The sequence below is a fragment of the Streptomyces sp. CA-288835 genome, assembly GCF_050936385.1.
In the GTDB taxonomy this organism is placed as follows: Bacteria; Actinomycetota; Actinomycetes; order Streptomycetales; family Streptomycetaceae; genus Streptomyces.
Map to the genome: position 1 here is coordinate 5359504 of NZ_JBNJMW010000001.1, position 15857 is coordinate 5375360.

At 69.1% G+C, this 15857-nt stretch carries 13 protein-coding genes and 2 tRNA genes; 11 read left to right on the top strand and 4 right to left on the bottom strand.

Features of this window, described 5'->3' with window-relative positions:
• The first annotated feature begins 187 nt into the window (after positions 1-187).
• Both ACQEVY_RS24210 and ACQEVY_RS24215 read left to right on the top strand, forming a co-directional pair.
• A tRNA-Ser gene (locus ACQEVY_RS24210) sits at positions 188-278 on the top strand.
• Positions 279-475: 197 nt separating this feature from the next.
• Positions 476-548 (top strand) — tRNA-Arg (locus tag ACQEVY_RS24215).
• Positions 549-637: 89 nt separating this feature from the next.
• Here ACQEVY_RS24215 and ACQEVY_RS24220 read toward each other — a convergent pair.
• The gene (locus tag ACQEVY_RS24220; protein WP_432951571.1) at positions 638-1060 is read right to left on the bottom strand and encodes a hypothetical protein; all 423 of its coding nucleotides are present in this window, start codon (positions 1058-1060) and stop codon (positions 638-640) included.
• Between the two features lie 162 nt (positions 1061-1222).
• Between ACQEVY_RS24220 and ACQEVY_RS24225 the strand changes: the two genes are divergently transcribed.
• The 8 genes from ACQEVY_RS24225 (at position 1223) to ACQEVY_RS24260 (ending at position 11450) form a co-directional block, all read left to right on the top strand.
• On the top strand, positions 1223-1555 hold the full coding sequence (locus ACQEVY_RS24225; RefSeq protein WP_432951572.1) for a GYD domain-containing protein: 333 nt from the start codon (positions 1223-1225) through the stop codon (positions 1553-1555).
• 99 nt (positions 1556-1654) lie between these two features.
• On the top strand, positions 1655-2539 hold the full coding sequence (locus ACQEVY_RS24230) for a DUF2797 domain-containing protein (protein ID WP_432951573.1): 885 nt from the start codon (positions 1655-1657) through the stop codon (positions 2537-2539).
• Positions 2540-2946: 407 nt separating this feature from the next.
• Entirely contained in the window at positions 2947-3687 is a 741-nt protein-coding gene (locus tag ACQEVY_RS24235; protein WP_328770423.1) for a response regulator transcription factor, read from the top strand.
• Entirely contained in the window at positions 3684-5267 is a 1584-nt protein-coding gene (locus tag ACQEVY_RS24240; protein ID WP_432951574.1) for an ATP-binding protein, read from the top strand. The genes ACQEVY_RS24235 and ACQEVY_RS24240 overlap by 4 nt, the downstream gene beginning before the upstream one ends.
• A 50-nt stretch (positions 5268-5317) precedes the next feature.
• On the top strand, positions 5318-6745 hold the full coding sequence (locus ACQEVY_RS24245) for a glycosyltransferase (RefSeq protein WP_432951575.1): 1428 nt from the start codon (positions 5318-5320) through the stop codon (positions 6743-6745).
• Positions 6742-8871: an ArnT family glycosyltransferase gene (locus ACQEVY_RS24250; protein WP_432951576.1), complete on the top strand. Its 2130-nt coding sequence runs from the start codon at positions 6742-6744 to the stop codon at positions 8869-8871. The genes ACQEVY_RS24245 and ACQEVY_RS24250 overlap by 4 nt, the downstream gene beginning before the upstream one ends.
• 154 nt (positions 8872-9025) lie before the next feature.
• Entirely contained in the window at positions 9026-10585 is a 1560-nt protein-coding gene (locus ACQEVY_RS24255) for a DHA2 family efflux MFS transporter permease subunit (protein ID WP_432951577.1), read from the top strand.
• Positions 10586-10667: 82 nt separating this feature from the next.
• Positions 10668-11450: a TetR/AcrR family transcriptional regulator gene (locus ACQEVY_RS24260; RefSeq protein WP_432951578.1), complete on the top strand. Its 783-nt coding sequence runs from the start codon at positions 10668-10670 to the stop codon at positions 11448-11450.
• Positions 11451-11919: 469 nt separating this feature from the next.
• Here ACQEVY_RS24260 and ACQEVY_RS24265 read toward each other — a convergent pair whose 3' ends face one another.
• Complete coding sequence (locus ACQEVY_RS24265) at positions 11920-12390, bottom strand: PPOX class F420-dependent oxidoreductase (RefSeq protein ID WP_432951579.1); 471 nt, start codon at positions 12388-12390, stop codon at positions 11920-11922.
• A 69-nt stretch (positions 12391-12459) separates the two neighbouring features.
• Here ACQEVY_RS24265 and ACQEVY_RS24270 point away from each other — a divergent pair, with 69 nt between their 5' ends.
• Entirely contained in the window at positions 12460-12849 is a 390-nt protein-coding gene (locus tag ACQEVY_RS24270) for a hypothetical protein (RefSeq protein WP_432951580.1), read from the top strand.
• An 18-nt stretch (positions 12850-12867) separates the two neighbouring features.
• Here ACQEVY_RS24270 and ACQEVY_RS24275 read toward each other — a convergent pair whose 3' ends face one another.
• Both ACQEVY_RS24275 and ACQEVY_RS24280 read right to left on the bottom strand, forming a co-directional pair.
• Positions 12868-15333, bottom strand: coding sequence for an MFS transporter (locus ACQEVY_RS24275; protein ID WP_432951581.1), 2466 nt, complete (start codon positions 15331-15333; stop codon positions 12868-12870).
• Positions 15334-15359: 26 nt separating this feature from the next.
• Positions 15360-15827, bottom strand: a complete 468-nt coding sequence (locus ACQEVY_RS24280) for a MarR family winged helix-turn-helix transcriptional regulator (RefSeq protein ID WP_432951582.1) — start codon at positions 15825-15827, stop codon at positions 15360-15362.
• Positions 15828-15857 lie beyond the last annotated feature (30 nt).

Below are 15857 nucleotides of genomic sequence, written 5' to 3' on the forward strand. Positions count from 1 at the left end.
GTCGAAACGCTGGTCCGGGGCGCAGGCCCCACCCCTTTAACGCTGCCCGTCCCACGACGTTGCGCCGCGTTACGCCTTTGCCCTTCGCCCTTTCCGCCTAGTACCGTGGGGGGCGATTGGTGACACCCCGCTGGGCTGTGTCATCATCTGCACGCATCCACTCGCGCTCGCGCGGGGCGGCTGTGCTGGAGGCGTCGCCTAGTCCGGTCTATGGCGCCGCACTGCTAATGCGGTTTGGGACTTCAATCCCATCGAGGGTTCAAATCCCTCCGCCTCCGCCTCATGATCCCGAAGCCCTGGTCACGACTGGCCGGGGCTTCGGTCGTTCCCCGACCATTCCAGAGCCGTTTTCGCAGGTCATGCAGGGTTCACTAAACGGATTTCGCCAGGCGCCACCAGTCATGTAATGTTGTTCCCGCAACGCCGACCGGGCCCAAAAGCCCGCCAGGAAGAGCCAACACAACAGAACACACAAGCACTCGTAGCTTAACGGATAGAGCATCTGACTACGGATCAGAAGGTTGCAGGTTCGAATCCTGCCGAGTGCACACAGGTCAAAGGCCCCGGAGGGATCCGGGGCCTTTGGTGTTTTCGGGCCGTGCGGCAGCAAAGTACGGCAACGGGCTGATGTCAGCCGTCAGCTGGGCAGGTAGTGAGCCGCAGGTGGGCTCTGCCGGTGATCAGTGATGGCGGCTGTGATGGCGGAAACGACGGCGGTTGCGGCGAGGGTGCCCATCATGATCAAGCCGACGCCGACCGCGAAGAGGCCGCTGGTGTCGTCCGACCAGTCGTAGAAGGCGGCGGCGGTCAGGCCGGCCGTGGGGCCGAGTACAGCGCCGACGAAGTAGCGCCGGGACGCCGCCCAGTACACCGGCACCAGCAGAGTCAGCACCAGGCCGATCACCTGCCAGGCCTCGTACGGTCCGGTCATCGTGCCGTCAGGCTGCACGTCGTACTGCTGGTCCCAGCCCAGCCAGGCAGCCCACATGGCCATCGAGGCCCCGGCCGTCGCGAGGATCGACAGCAGATGGAGAACGGGTTTCCGTGGTCCTTGGCTCATGTCCCAAGCGTTTCGGCTGACGCCATCAACGGACAGAGCGCGAGTACTCAGCTTTGCCTGAGTACTTCGGGGCGCCCGCGGCCGATCGTGGGATGCGCGGGGCGCCTGCTGCGGGATCTCTCCCCGCGGTGGCATCTCTTGAGGGGACGAAAGGGAGATGTGATGCCGCTCTATCTAACGAGGTTCAGCTACGCGCCGGAGACGTGGGCGAGGCTGATCGGTCAACCGGAGGACCGCGCGCAGGCCGCACAGCAGTACATCGAGTCCGTCGGCGGGAAGCTCCACGGTTTCTGGTACGCCTTCGGCACGCACGACGGCTACAACCTGTGGGAGGCACCGGACAACGTGTCCATGGCCGCGGTGGCGCTGGCGATCAGCGGAGGAGGCGCGCTCAGCTCGTTCGAGACGACCGTCCTCCTGAGCGTCGACGAGACACTGGAGGCCCTGCGCGCCGCCGGGCAAATCCAGTACCGGGCTCCTGGCTCGTCCACATAGACGGCAGCCCTGGCCGCGACAACGGCACCCACAGGTGGGAGGTCCCCGGTGAATCGCGGGGACCTCTCGTTGTCAGTGGTGACCTTTACGCTTTTGGTGATGGCACGGGTGTGGAGATGTACGGGGCTGCGGTGGAGTGTCGGCGGGCCCGTGCTCGGGTGGGGCGGGGGGCGGAGCAGTGCGTTGGCGTGGGGGAAGCGGGTGGCGTTCGCGGTGGTCGACGGGGGTGTGCGGACGTGTGTGGGGGCGCGGGGGAACAGCTGTCCGGTGCGGGCTGTCGTGTCCGGGCGGAGCGTCGGGGCGCAGTGTGAGGAGTGTGCGCGGCTGGAGCGGGCGCACTCCGTTGCCGCCGATAGCGTCGCCGATGATCCGCGGCCGTATCACGTGTATCTCGCGTGGTTCGGGAGCGGGATGGTCAAGGTCGGGATCACCGCAGTGGAGCGGGGAGAGGCGCGGCTGCTGGAGCAGGGGGCCGTTGTCTTCAGCTGGCTCGGGCGGGGGCCCCTGATGGCTGCCCGGCGGAGTGAGGAGTTGTTGCGTACGGCGCTGGGGGTGCCGGATCGGATCGCGTACGACGCCAAGCGGGCCGTACGCAGTGTGCTGCCGGAGGCGGTGGTGCGGGCGGGCGAGGTCGAGGCGCTGCATGCGAAGGCCGTGGGGCTCGGTGGGTGGCCGGAGGCTCTGGAGCGGATGCCGTTCGTGGCCGTCGATCATGTCGGGGCGTTCGGGCTCGACGGGTTGCCGCCGGCTGTGGGCGTGGTGAGTGAACTCGTGGCGGGAGGCGTCGTGAGAGGGGAGCTGGTGGCTGCCGCAGGGCCCGATCTGCATCTGGCCGGCGAGCGCGGGGTCGTCGTGCTGGATACGCGGCTGATGAAGGGGTGGGAGCTGAGTGCCGCCGGTCAGGGTGAACCGGCCGGTGCGGTGACGGTGCCTGTGCGGGAGTTCGGGGGTCAGCGGAACGGGCTGCAGGACGGGCTCTTCTGAGGGTCGCTGGAGGAACGGTGCTGGACGTGGTGCGAGGTGCGCGCCGAGAGTGGGGGACATGAGCGATCAATCCGGTGCGCCTGTCGTCGCGCATGCAGCTGCCGCCGCGCATGAACCGCCTTACTACGCCGTCGTGTTCGCCTCCGTGCGCACGGAGGCGAACAACGGGTAGGGCGAGACGGCCGAGCGGAGGACTCGGGCTCGGGGACGACTGGCTGAGGGGGGTCTGTTACGGGAACGGGGCGCGGCTCTTCGGGCTGTGAGCCTCGCTTCGTGCCCGACGGTCCGACGGCCCGGCGCCGGACAAGGGCTTCCCAGGCATTCCCTGAGTGGCTCCTGTGTGTTTCTCAGGTAATTCACAGGTTCCCGCAAGGGTGTTCTCAGAGCCGCCCAGCAATGTGTGGGCTATGACCACGACCTCGCCCCAGGGGCGCACCGAACTGCTGAGGCCGGACGGGAGCCCCGTCCGCGTGCTTGTGGTGGACGACGAGCAGTCGATCACCGAGTTGTTGTCCATGGCCCTGCGCTATGAAGGCTGGCAGATCCGCAGCGCGGGTGACGGGACCGGGGCAGTGCAGACCGCCCGGGAGTTCCGGCCCGATGCCGTGGTGCTCGACATGATGTTGCCCGACATGGACGGGCTTGCCGTGCTCGGCCGGCTGCGCCGTGAGCTGCCCGACGTTCCCGTCCTCTTTCTGACGGCGAAGGACGCCGTCGAGGACCGAATCGCCGGGCTGACCGCGGGTGGCGACGACTACGTCACCAAGCCGTTCAGCCTGGAGGAAGTCGTCGCGCGGCTGCGTGGGCTGATCCGCCGTTCCGGTGCCGCCGACCGGCGTTCCGACTCCACGCTCGTCGTCGGCGATCTCATGCTGGACGAGGACAGCCACGAGGTGTCTCGTGCCGGGGACAACATCCACCTCACCGCCACCGAGTTCGAGCTGCTGCGTTTCCTGATGCGTAACCCGCGCCGGGTGCTCAGCAAGGCGCAGATCCTCGATCGCGTGTGGTCGTACGATTTCGGGGGCCAGGCCAACGTCGTCGAGCTGTACATCTCCTACCTGCGCCGGAAGATAGACGCCGGGCGCGAGCCGATGATCCACACGCGGCGCGGAGCCGGTTACCTGATCAAGCCCGCGGCGTCATGAGCGGACGACGACAGCTGCGGAAGCAGCGGCGCCGACAGCCTCGGACGCTGCGGACGCGGCTTGTCGTCGCGTCTGTTGCGTTGATCGCGGTGGTGTGTGCCGTCATCGGGACGGTGACCACGATTGCGCTGCGGTCACATCTGTACGAGCAGCTCAACAACTCGCTGGCCGACGCCGCCATGCGTGCGGCCGGCCCCGAGGAGCTGATCGGCAAGAAGCCCCCCGACGGCAAGAAGCCGAAGATGACGCTGTCGGAGTTCGTCGAACGAGGTCCACAGCCCATCGGCACGGTCGCCGCGAAGCTCACCGACGGCACGGACGGCACCATCACGGAAGCCAAGGTCGGCAACGAGATACAGGGCAGCGTGGGGGCGCCCGACGTCGACGCCGGTTCGCTCACCGAGGCTCAGCGAAAGGCCCTCGCGGACGTGCCGCGGGACGGTAAGCAGCACACCGTCGACCTTCCGGGCCTCGGCGAGTACCGAGTCCAGTACAAGTACGGCATCAACGGCTCGTACTACGTCGGCCTGTCCACCAAGGACGTCTCAGAGACCCTCAACACCCTCATCATCGTCGAGCTCAGCGTCACCGCCGCCGGCCTGGTCGCTGCCTCCCTCGCCGGCGCCACCATCGTGAGTGTCGCCCTCCGCCCCCTCCGCCGAGTAGCCGCCACCGCCACCCGTGTCTCCGAACTCCCCCTCCACAGCGGCGAGGTGACCCTCAACGAGCGTGTCCCCGAGTCCGAGACCGACCCCCACACGGAGGTCGGGCAGGTCGGTGCCGCGCTCAACCGCATGCTGGACCACGTTCACGGGGCGCTGCACGCGCGGCAGGAGAGCGAGACGCGGGTGCGGCAGTTCGTCGCGGACGCCAGCCATGAGCTGCGTACGCCCCTCGCGTCCATCCGTGGATACGCCGAACTCACCCGGCGCGGAAGAGAAGAGACCGGGCCCGACACGCGGCACGCGCTCGGCCGGATCGAGTCCGAGGCCGGGCGGATGACCGGGCTCGTCGAGGACCTGCTGCTGCTCGCGCGGCTCGACGCCGGGCGCCCCCTCTCCTACGAGCACACCGACCTGTCCCCGCTGGTCGTGGACGCCGTGAGCGATGCCCGCGCGGCCGGGCGTGAGCACAACTGGCGGCTCGAGCTGCCGGACGAACCCGCGCTGGTGCAGGCCGACGCCGCCCGTATTCAGCAGGTCATGGTGAACCTGTTCGCGAACGCCCGTACGCACACGCCGCCCGGCACCACGGTGACCGCACGCGTGCACCGGCGGGGCTCCTGGGTGTGTCTGGACGTGCAGGACGACGGGCCCGGCATTTCGCCGGATTTGCTGCCACGTGTCTTCGAACGGTTCGCGCGGGGCGACTCGTCGCGCTCGCGTGCCTCCGGGTCCACCGGTCTCGGGCTGGCCATCGTGCAGGCCGTCGTGGCCGCGCACGACGGTGCGGTGACGGTCGACAGCGTGCCCGGACGGACCGTCTTTACCGTGCATCTGCCTGCAGTGGCACCGGAATTGGCCCCTTCTCATGAGGTCTTCATTCCGGAAACAAATTCGCAAACGTACTCACAGGCGTAGCACAGCACCACCACACGGGTACGACAGGGCACTTGACGACAGTCGTCGTCATGCGAACCGAACCTTCTCCCGGCTCCCTGCCGGCGCGGGAGCACCTCCCGGCCGGGAATGCCGGTACGCCTGTCCTGGACGTAGTGATCCCCGTCTACAACGAGGAGAAGGACCTCCAGCCGTGCGTGCGCCGACTGCACGAGCACCTCGCGCGCACCTTCCCGTACGCGTTCCGCATCACCATCGCGGACAACGCCTCGGCGGACGCCACCCCGCTGGTGGCGGCGCGGCTGGAGGCGGAGATCGGGGAGGTCAGGTCCTTCCGCCTGGAGCAGAAGGGCCGCGGCCGGGCCCTGCGGACCGTGTGGTCCGCCTCCGACGCCCCGGTCCTCGCCTATATGGACGTCGACCTCTCCACCGACCTCAACGCGCTGCTCCCGCTGGTGGCCCCGCTGATCTCGGGCCACTCCGACCTCGCGATCGGCTCGCGTCTCGCCCGCTCCTCGCGGGTCGTGCGCGGCGCCAAGCGGGAGTTCATATCCCGTACGTACAACCTGATCCTGCGGGGCTCGCTGCAGGCCCGCTTCTCCGACGCCCAGTGCGGCTTCAAGGCGATCCGGCGGGAAGTGGCTCACGTGCTGCTGCCGCTGGTCGAGGACACCGGCTGGTTCTTCGACACCGAGATGCTGGTGCTTGCCGAGCGGGCCGGACTGCGCATCCACGAGGTGCCGGTCGACTGGGTCGACGACCCGGACTCGACCGTGCACCTCGTGAAGACCGCGACCGACGACCTGTTGGGCGTGTGGCGCGTCGGGCGCGCCCTCGCCACCGGCTCGCTGCCGCTCGACCGGCTCGCCCGGCCGTTCGGTGACGATCCGCGCGATCGCGAACTGACCGGCGTACCGACGGGACTCGCCCGCCAGCTCGTCGGGTTCTGCGTCGTGGGCGCGCTGTCCACGCTGTTCTATCTGCTGCTCTACAGCGGCTTCCGTACGTTCACGGGGTCGCAGTTCGCCAACGCGCTCGCCCTGCTCGTCTCGGCGGTCGCGAACACGGCGGCCAACCGGCGCCTCACCTTCGGCGTCCGCGGTCGCGAGCGGGCGATGCAGCACCAGGCGCAGGGCCTGGTCGTCTTCGGCATCGGCCTCGCCCTGACCAGCGGCTCGCTCGCCGCCCTGAACGCGGCGACGACCGAACCCGCGCACTCCACCGAACTGGCGGTGCTGATCGCCGCCAACCTCGCGGCGACGGTGCTGCGGTTCCTGCTCTTCCGGGCGTGGGTGTTCCCGGACCGGGGCGACGACTCGGCGTCGACGGTCGTGGCCTCGCACAGCCCGGCCTCGCCCGTCTACGCGACGGCGACTGACTCTCCGTACGACAGCTCTCCGTACGGCAACGCTCCGTACGACAACCGAACCTGGGGGGACGCGACCATGCAGATGCAGCCGGTGCGCCCGAACGATCACGATTCGAGGGACGCACGATGACGACTACTCAGCCAACTGCCGTACCGGAGACAGTGGTTACGCCACTGGTGGCGCCCGAGGACGGCAGCCCCAAGCAGCCCTTCGTACGCCGCCTGTGGCGCGGGCGGCCCGAGGACCACCGCTGGACGCGGCCCGCGTTCCTCGGTGCGCTGCTGCTGATCGGCGCGCTGTACGCCTGGAACCTCACGGCTTCCGGGTACGCCAACTCCTTCTACTCCGCGGCCGTTCAGGCGGGCAGCCAGTCCTGGAAGGCGTTCTTCTTCGGCTCGCTCGACTCGGCGAACGCCATCACCGTCGACAAGCCCCCGGCCTCCCTGTGGCCGATGGCGCTGTCGGTGCGGCTGCTGGGCCTCAACTCCTTCGCGATCCTGTTTCCGCAGGTGCTCATGGCCGTCGCCACGGCGGGTGTGCTGTACGGGGCGGTGCGCCGGCGCTTCGGCGCCACGGCCGGCCTCATCACGATGGCGGTCTTCGCGCTCACGCCCGTCGCCGCGCTGATGTTCCGCTTCAACAACCCGGACGCGATGCTCGCGCTCCTGATGGCCGTCACGGTCTACTGCGTGCTGCGCGCCATGGAGAAGGCGCAGACGAAGTGGCTGGTGTGGGCAGGTGCCGCGGTCGGCCTCGCCTTCCTGGTGAAGACCCTCCAGGCCTTCCTGATCCTCCCGCCGCTCGCCCTGATCTACGTACTCTTCGCGCCGACAACCCTCCGCAAGCGCATCGGCCAGGTTCTCCTCGCGGGCCTTTCGATGGTCGTCGCGGGCGGCTGGTGGGTTGCGATCGTCGAACTGTGGCCGGCCTCCTCGCGTCCGTACATCGGCGGCTCGCAGAACAACTCCTTCCTTGAGCTGACCTTCGGCTACAACGGACTCGGCCGCATCAACGGCGAGGAGACCGGCAGCGTCGGCGGCGGTGGCAGGAGTGGTGGCTGGGGCGAGACCGGCTGGGACCGCATGTTCAGCTCGAACATCGGCGGTCAGATCTCCTGGCTGATCCCGGCGGCGCTGATCATGTGCGTCGCGGCTGTGTTCCTGCTCCGCAAGGCCGGGCGTACGGATAGCGCCCGTGCCGCGTTCCTCGCCTGGGGCGGATCGCTACTGATCACCATGGTGATCTTCAGCTTCATGCAGGGCATCTTCCACGAGTACTACACCGTCGCCCTGGCCCCCTACATCGCGCCGCTGATCGGTATGGGCGCGGTCGTGCTCTGGGAGGAGCGGGGCCGGATGTGGGCCTCGTTGACCCTGGCGGGGGCGATGACGGCGACGGCGGTGTGGGGGTACGTCCTCCTCAACCGTTCCTCCGACTACCTGCCGTGGCTGAAGTGGCTGGTCCTGGTCGGAGGCCTGACCGCCGCGCTCGGCCTGATCTTCGTGAACAAGCTCGGTCGTCGACTGGCCGTCGGGGTGGTCGGGTTGAGCTTCGTCACCGCGCTGGCCGGTCCGACGGCGTACACGCTGACCACGCTGAACGAGGCCCACACCGGCTCGATCGTCACGGCCGGTCCGGCGGTCGCGGGTGGCCGTGGCGGCCCCGGTGGGGGCGGTATGGGCGGCGGTCCCGGTGGCACGGGTGGCGGTCCCGGCGGGATGCCCGGTCAGAACCAGCAGAAAGGCAATGGGCAGGCGGGCCGGCCTCCGGCCGGCGCTGTGCCCGGCGGCGGGCAGAACCAGCAGGGGCAGCAGGGCCAGCAGGACGGCACGCCCGGTGCCCAGGGCGACGGCCGAGGCACCGGCGGCGGTGGCGGCATGGGCGGTCTGCTCAACGGTGCGACCGTCGGCGACGAGGCCAAGGAGCTGCTGGAGGCGAACTCCGGTGACTACACCTGGGTCGCCGCGGCCATCGGCGCCCAGAACGCCGCGAGTTACCAGCTCGTCACCGGCGACCCGGTGATGGCGATCGGCGGCTTCAACGGCAGCGACCCGTCGCCGACACTGGCCGAGTTCAAGCAGTACGTGGCGGACGGCAAGATCCACTACTTCATCGCGGGCGGTGGCATGGGTGGCGGCGGCAACGACAGCTCCGGCACCGCGTCCCAGATCAGCGAGTGGGTGCAGGAGAACTTCAAGGAGGTGACGGTGGGTTCGTCCACCTTCTACGACCTGACGCAGCCGACGAGCAGCTGACGTCCGGCTGAAGTTCACAAGGGCGGTGGCCCGGGGGTGCGTTCGCGCCTCGGGCCACCGCCGTTGTCGTGCGACGCCGCCTTGCGCGACGCCTTTGCCGTACGGCCGGAAACCGCGTTGTACGTTGTATAGGAACTGTTCTACGGTGTATAGCATGACCACGTCTCCCCAGGAACAAGCCCAGGAGCAAGGGCAGGCGCAGCCCCAGGGCCACCCCCAGCGCTGGCTGATCCTCGCTGTGATCATGCTCGCCCACCTCACCGTGCTGCTAGACAACACCGTCCTCAACGTCGCGATCCCCTCCCTCACGGACGAGCTGGGCGCGTCCACCGCCGACATTCAGTGGATGATCAACGCGTACTCGCTCGTGCAGTCCGGACTGCTGCTCACCGCGGGCAGCGCCGCCGACCGCTACGGCCGCAGGAAGATGCTCGCCGCGGGCCTCGTCCTCTTCGGCGTGGGCTCGCTCTGCGCGGCCTTCGCGCAGTCGTCCACGCAGCTCATCGCCGCCCGTGCGGGTATGGGCATCGGTGGCGCGCTGCTGATGACCACGACGCTCGCGGTCATCGTGCAGATCTTCGACGACACCGAGCGCGTGAAAGCGATCGGCATCTGGTCGACCACCAGCTCCCTCGGCTTTGCGGCCGGTCCGCTGCTCGGCGGATTCATGCTGGACCACTTCTGGTGGGGATCGATCTTCCTGATCAACATCCCCGTCGCGCTGATCGGCCTCGCCGCCGTCATCAAGCTGGTCCCCGAGTCCAAGAACCCGCAGGGCGACCGCCCCGACCTGCTGGGCGCACTGCTCTCGACGATCGGTATGGCCTCCGTGGTCTACGCGATCATCTCCGGCCCCGAGCACGGGTGGACGTCTGCGCAGGTCATGGTGGCCGCGGCCGTTGGCGTACTGGTCCTCGGTGCGTTCACGCTCTGGGAGCTGCACGTGCCGTACCCGATGCTGGACATGCACTTCTTCCGCAACCAGCGCTTCATCGGCGCCGTGGCGGGCGCGATCCTGGTCGCCTTCGGCCTCAGCGGCTCCCTCTTCCTGCTTACCCAGCACCTCCAGTTCGTCCTCGGTTACGAGCCGTTGGAGGCGGGCCTGCGGTTGGCGCCGCTCGCCGTGACCGTCGTGGCCCTGAACCTCACGGCCGTCGGCGCGAAGCTGCACGCCAGGCTCGGCACGCCCGCGACGATCGCGGCCGGTATGAGCATGCTCGCCGGAGGCCTCGCGGTGATCGCGCTGCTGGGCGGCGACGACTACAACGGCATGCTGGTGGGCCTCGTCATCATGGGTGCGGGCATCTCGCTCGCCATGCCCGCCATGGCCAACGCGATCATGAGCGCTATCCCGCCGGAGAAGGCGGGTGTGGGCGCGGGTATCAACGGCACGCTCGCCGAGTTCGGCAACGGCCTTGGCGTCGCGGTCCTCGGCGCGGTCCTCAACGCCCGCTTCGCCGCGCTGATCCTCCCGGTCGCCGCGGCCTCGCTGCCGGCCGCGCTCGCCTCGGCGGAGTCGGCTGGGGAGCGGGCGCGGATCATGGACGCGTTCTCCTCCGGTCTGGAGACCAGTCAGCTGGTGGGGGCGGCTGCGGTGCTCGTCGGAGGGCTGCTTGCGGCGGAGTTGTTGCGGCGGGCGGAGCGGGCGGATTCTGCGGGTTCCGCGGAAGCGGTGGAGTCGGAGGAGTCCGTGGGCTCGGCGGAGTCTGCGTAACGATGTCTCGTAGAGGCACGCATAGCATCGGGCCGCGTTGCATCAGGCCGCGCTGTGTATCGAGCTTCGAGGAAGGTGCGCCATGGTGAGGGCGGGCGACCGGGACCGAGACCGGGCCAAAGGGCCGGCGCGGACGAGTGTCTGGCTGGAGGGGCGGCCGCGGGCGGCTCGGGGTGGTCAGCCCTCCGGGCTCGACCGGGAGCGGATCACCCGGGTGGCGGTGCGGCTGCTCGATGCCGAGGGGCCGGCCAAGTTCTCCATGCGTCGGCTGGCCGCCGAGCTGAACGTGACGGCGATGTCGGTCTACTGGTACGTGGACACCAAGGATGACCTGCTCGAGCTCGCCCTCGACTCGGTCTTCGCCGAACTCGAGCTGCCCGATCCGGAGTCGGGCGAGGACTGGCGCGATCAGTTGCGCGCGCTGGCGGGTGGGTACCGGGCGCTGCTGGTGCGCCACCCCTGGGTGTCGCCGCTCATCGGCAGCTTCCTCAACATCGGCCCGCATTCGATGGCGTTCTCGCTGTGCGTGCAGCAGGTGATGCGTAACACCGGCCTGCCGGCGCACGGTCAGATGGGCGCGATCGCGGCCGTCTACCAGTTCGTGTACGGCTTCGGCACGATCGAGGGGCACTTCGTGCAGCGGTGCGCTGCCGCGGGGTTGTCGCAGGACGAGTACTTCCACCGGGCCATGAACACGATCCGTTCCCAGCCGGAGTTCGCCAAGGGCTTCGAGCAGGCGACGGAGCTGATGGAAGCGCGGGGTGGGGACACGGTGGCGGAGATGCGGGAGCGGGACTTTGGGTTTGCGCTGGAGCTGTTGGTGGCGGGCATCGAGACGATGACGCTCCGCGAGGCCGGTGACTGACAGCGGGTGCCTCCGGCGGTTGGGTTCGTCTTTGTCTGCGGGTGCGTGGTGGCTTGTCGCGCCGTTCCCCGCGCCGCTTGGGTTTGTGGTGGGTGCGGGGCCGCGTCGGGGGTGTCCGTCCTCGGACCGGCGCGCGTTGCTGTTGGCTGGTAGGGGGTGCCGGTGTTGGCGCGCCGGCCGCTGCGGGCGCACACCCCCGCCCCGTCCCCTTGCCGCCGTGGGCGGCTGCGGGGCCATGGGGGTGCGGGCTCCCTCCGGGCGGGCTTTCCGGGCCGCCCGCTCTTCCGGGTGCGGGCAGTCGCAGGCTTTTAGGGGCGCGGGGAACTGCGCGACCAGCCACAACGCACCCGCAGCCGCGACACGCAGTGTCACCCACCACCCCCTGGCGGGGCCTGGGGCGCAGCCCCCCACGCGGCGGAGCCGCAAATTGTTACAGCCGGGAAGGGGCGGGGCTGGGGAAAGAAACCCCCTACTCCTGCGGAGCCAGCCGCGCAGGGAAGCCCCCGGTCGCGACCGGCCCCCACCGCACCGGCGTGATCCGGATGATCGACTTGCCCTGCTTAAGCATCGCGGACCGGTACTCATCCCAGTCAGGGTGCTCACCCGCGATGTTCCGGTAGTACTCCACAAGCGGCTCGACCGACTCCGGCGGGTCAATGACCTCCGCCGTGCCGTCGACCTGCACCCACGGCCCGTTCCAGTCATCGCTCAAAACGATGACACTGACCTGCGAGTCCCGCTTCGCGTTACGCGTCTTGGCCCGCTCGGGATACGTCGAGACGACAATCCGCCCCGCGTCATCGACCCCACAGGTCAGCGGCGAAGCCTGCGGACTCCCATCGGCCCGCCGAGTAAGCAGCACGGCGCGATGCCGAGGACGTACAAAATCCAGCAGCTCGTCGAGGGACACGGACGTGTTCGTAGCGATGTTCGGTGCCATGGAGGCAGCCTAGGGTGAACGCCCGCCGAACGCCTGACGCGTACGGCGGCAGCCCCTACCCTGGCGGACATGGCCGCCGACGACCTCAGCCCCGACGAGCAGTGGCCGCTGCCACCCGCCTGGATGTGGGACTGCGCCGAGTGCGTCCGGCTGTACGAGGCGATGAAGCACGTACAGGCGGTCATCGCCGGACTGCACGCGACCGAGGGCTACGACGTCGACTGGGACTTCATGGACAGCGTCGTGGGCACGCAGATCAGCCTCAGCCGCCACCTCGCCGACGCCCACCCTCAGGAACTGCCCGACTGGGACCCGGCCTGCGCGACCTGCACAGGCCACCAGCAGGCCCTGGCCAGAACCGACCGCTCGCCCGACCTGCGCGCCGGCACGGAAATGGTGGCCGAGGAACACCGGGCCCGCCACCTGTTCGCCCCACCCCGCATGGTCGGCCTGATGTAGCGGGTCCTGGACGCTGAACTACTCGCCGGGATGGCCGAGTTCGATGTCATGGTCGTCCACGCCGCGCCCGTTCACGGTCAGGGCCGTCGCCACCGGCGGGTACCCCGTCGCGATCACGGTGTACTCCCCGCTGTTCAGATCGGCGAAGGCGTACGCCCCGTCCTCGCCGGTCGTAGCGGTGCCGACCACATTGCCCGCCGCGTCGACGAGCGTGACCCGGGCATCGGCGAGGGGCCCGTGCGGCGCCCGGACCGTGCCACGCAGCCGGGCGCCCGCCGTGAGGTCGACCTCGACTCGGGTGATTCCCGCAGCGCCGACCTCGACCGGCAGGGCAGTAGGCCGGTGACCCGCCGCGTTCACCGCGACGGTCACGGTGCCCGGCACCAGCTCGGCGAACTCGAACTCGCCCTGCTCACCGGTGTTTCCGGTGGCCAGCACATCACCGCGTACGTCCGTGACGACGACCATGGCGTCCTTGACGGGCGCACCGCTCGCGGCGTCCCGCACCACACCACTGAGCCCGCTCGTACCGCTCACGACGATGTCGTACGAGATCGGCTCGTCGTTCACGACGATCGTCGAGGCCTGCGGCTGGAACCCGTCGGCCGAGGCGATCAGTACGTACGACCCCGCCCCCGGCACGTCCAGCGCATAACCACCGTCCGCGTGCGTGACCGAGCGGCCCAACTGCCGTCCCCCGAGGGAGATCAGCGTGACGGCGGCCCGGGCGATGGGTGCGCTCCCGGCACCGCGTACGTAGCCGCGTACGGGAATGCCACCACCCGCACGATCGGATTCCGCGGCGTCGTCGACAGTCGCGGCAACCGGGCCGGCAACAGGGCTCTCCTGCTCGATCGGAGCCGGAGTCGTAGCCGGAGATGCGGCTTCGGCAGCCTGCGCCATCCCGCCCCGCGTCCTCAACGGGACCTCCTTGATGAACAGGGCCATGAGGAGGGCGAGCAGTGCCAGCGGCGCGGAGTACAGGAACACGTCCGCTACCCCGTGCCCGTACGCGCTCTCCACCACCGTGCGGACCGGTGCGGGCAGCGCGTCGAGGTCCGGGATGCTGCCGTCGCCCGTGCCGGCGTGCCCGAAGGACGCGGCTCCCGAACCGAGGCCCGTCAGGCCGTCCTTGACGTAGTCGGTGATCCGGTGGGCCAGGATCGCGCCGAGTGCCGAGACGCCCATGGCGCCGCCGAGGGAACGGAAGAAGGTGACCGTGGAGCTGGCGGCGCCCAGGTCGGTGGGGTCCACCTGGTTCTGCGTGCAGAGCACCAGGTTCTGCATCATCATGCCGACGCCGAGGCCCAGCAGGGCCATGAAGATCGCGATGTGCCAGTACGGGGTGTCGTACCGCATCGTGCCCAGCAGGCCGAGACCCGCGGTCACCAGCACCCCGCCGCCGAGCAGCCAGCCCTTCCAGCGTCCGGTACGGGTGATGACCTGCCCGGAGACCGTCGAGGCGACGAACAGGCCGCCGATCATCGGGATGGTCATGACGCCGGACATGGTCGGCGACTTGTCCCGGGCCAGCTGGAAGTACTGGCTGAAGAACACGGTTCCCGAGAACATCGCGACACCGACGAAGAGAGAGGAGAGGGAGGCCAGCGTGATGGTGCGGTTGCGGAACAGCCGCAGCGGGATGATCGGCTCGCTCGCCTTCGCCTCCACGAGCACGAAGAGCAACCCGAGGACGACGGAGCCACCGACCATCGCGTACGTCTGCCAGGACAGCCACGCGTACTTGTCACCGGCGAAGGTCACCCAGACCAGCAGCAGGCAGACCGCGGCGGTGATGAGGAAGGCACCGGCCCAGTCGACCTTGACCTTCCGCTTGATCACGGGAAGGTGCAGGGTGCGCTGGAGCACGATCAGGGCGATGACGGCGAACGGTACGCCGACGTAGAAGCACCAGCGCCAGCCCAGCCAGCTGGTGTCGGTGATGACACCGCCGACCAGCGGGCCGCCGACCATCGCGGTGGCGAAGGTGGCGCCGAGGTAGCCGTTGTACCGGCCGCGCTCCCGCGGGGCGATCATCGCCGCCATGATGATCTGGGCCAGTGCGGACAGCCCGCCCATGCCGATGCCCTGCACCGCGCGGAACGCGATGAGCGTGCCGGGGTTCTGCGAAAGCCCCGCTGCCGCCGAGCCCAGCACGAAGATGACGAGGGCGAGTTGGATCAGCAGCTTCTTGGAGAAGAGGTCGGCGAGCTTTCCCCACAGTGGCGTGGATGCCGTCATCGTCAGCAGCGACGCGGTCACCACCCAGGTGTACGCGCTCTGACCGCCGCCGAGGTCGCCGATGATCCTGGGTAGGGCGTTGGAGACGATCGTCGACGACAGGATCGCGACGAACATGCCGAGCAGCAGCCCGGTCAGCGCCTCCATGATCTGCCGGTGCGTCATCGGAGCGTCGTCGGGGGAGCGGCCTGATGAGTGCTTGGCGTGCGAGGCCCGCACACCGGTCGGTGCGGTCGTGGCCATGGGTTTCCTTCTTTTCTTACGTTCCGTCATGTCACGTCAGGTGCGGGGGCGGACGCCGCCGGTCGGCAGACGTCGAAACTGGTGCGCAGCCGTCCGAGGAGGTGATTGAGCTCTTCGACCTCGTCGTCGGACCAGTCCCCCAGGTAGTGGGCGAGCGCGTGTGTGTACCGCTCGGCGATCTCGGCGAGCATGTCCCGCCCCGCGGGCGTGAGCCGCAGGATGCGCGACCGTTTGTCGGAGGGGTCGGGGGACCGGTCGATCCACCCGCGCTCCGCGACATGGGCCACATGCCGACTGGTCACCGACATATCGATGGCAAGCAGCTCAGCGAGCCGGCTCATCCGCATCTCCCCGTGCCGCTCAAGAAGCGTGAGCACGGCAGCGGCCCCCGCCGGGCACTCGTGCGGCAACACCCGCCCGAGCCCGCGCTTCACAGCTCCGATGGCACTGAGCTGACGGGCGAGCTCTTGGTACTGGTCGCGAGCGGCGGCCATCACACCCTCCTTCGTTGCTCTAGGCAACTA

Bases quoted from the DNA above. Each gene is read 5' to 3' on its own strand.
- ACQEVY_RS24280 (WP_432951582.1), bottom strand. From the start codon at position 15,827: ATGGCCGCCGCTCGCGACCAGTACCAAGAGCTCGCCCGTCAGCTCAGT.
- ACQEVY_RS24240 (WP_432951574.1), top strand. From the start codon at position 3,684: ATGAGCGGACGACGACAGCTGCGGAAGCAGCGGCGCCGACAGCCTCGG.
- ACQEVY_RS24220 (WP_432951571.1), bottom strand. From the start codon at position 1,060: ATGAGCCAAGGACCACGGAAACCCGTTCTCCATCTGCTGTCGATCCTC.
- ACQEVY_RS24250 (WP_432951576.1), top strand. From the start codon at position 6,742: ATGACGACTACTCAGCCAACTGCCGTACCGGAGACAGTGGTTACGCCA.
- ACQEVY_RS24275 (WP_432951581.1), bottom strand. From the start codon at position 15,333: ATGGCCACGACCGCACCGACCGGTGTGCGGGCCTCGCACGCCAAGCAC.
- ACQEVY_RS24235 (WP_328770423.1), top strand. From the start codon at position 2,947: ATGACCACGACCTCGCCCCAGGGGCGCACCGAACTGCTGAGGCCGGAC.
- ACQEVY_RS24260 (WP_432951578.1), top strand. From the start codon at position 10,668: ATGGTGAGGGCGGGCGACCGGGACCGAGACCGGGCCAAAGGGCCGGCG.
- ACQEVY_RS24265 (WP_432951579.1), bottom strand. From the start codon at position 12,390: ATGGCACCGAACATCGCTACGAACACGTCCGTGTCCCTCGACGAGCTG.
- ACQEVY_RS24255 (WP_432951577.1), top strand. From the start codon at position 9,026: ATGACCACGTCTCCCCAGGAACAAGCCCAGGAGCAAGGGCAGGCGCAG.
- ACQEVY_RS24245 (WP_432951575.1), top strand. From the start codon at position 5,318: ATGCGAACCGAACCTTCTCCCGGCTCCCTGCCGGCGCGGGAGCACCTC.
- ACQEVY_RS24230 (WP_432951573.1), top strand. From the start codon at position 1,655: ATGGCACGGGTGTGGAGATGTACGGGGCTGCGGTGGAGTGTCGGCGGG.
- ACQEVY_RS24225 (WP_432951572.1), top strand. From the start codon at position 1,223: ATGCCGCTCTATCTAACGAGGTTCAGCTACGCGCCGGAGACGTGGGCG.
- ACQEVY_RS24270 (WP_432951580.1), top strand. From the start codon at position 12,460: ATGGCCGCCGACGACCTCAGCCCCGACGAGCAGTGGCCGCTGCCACCC.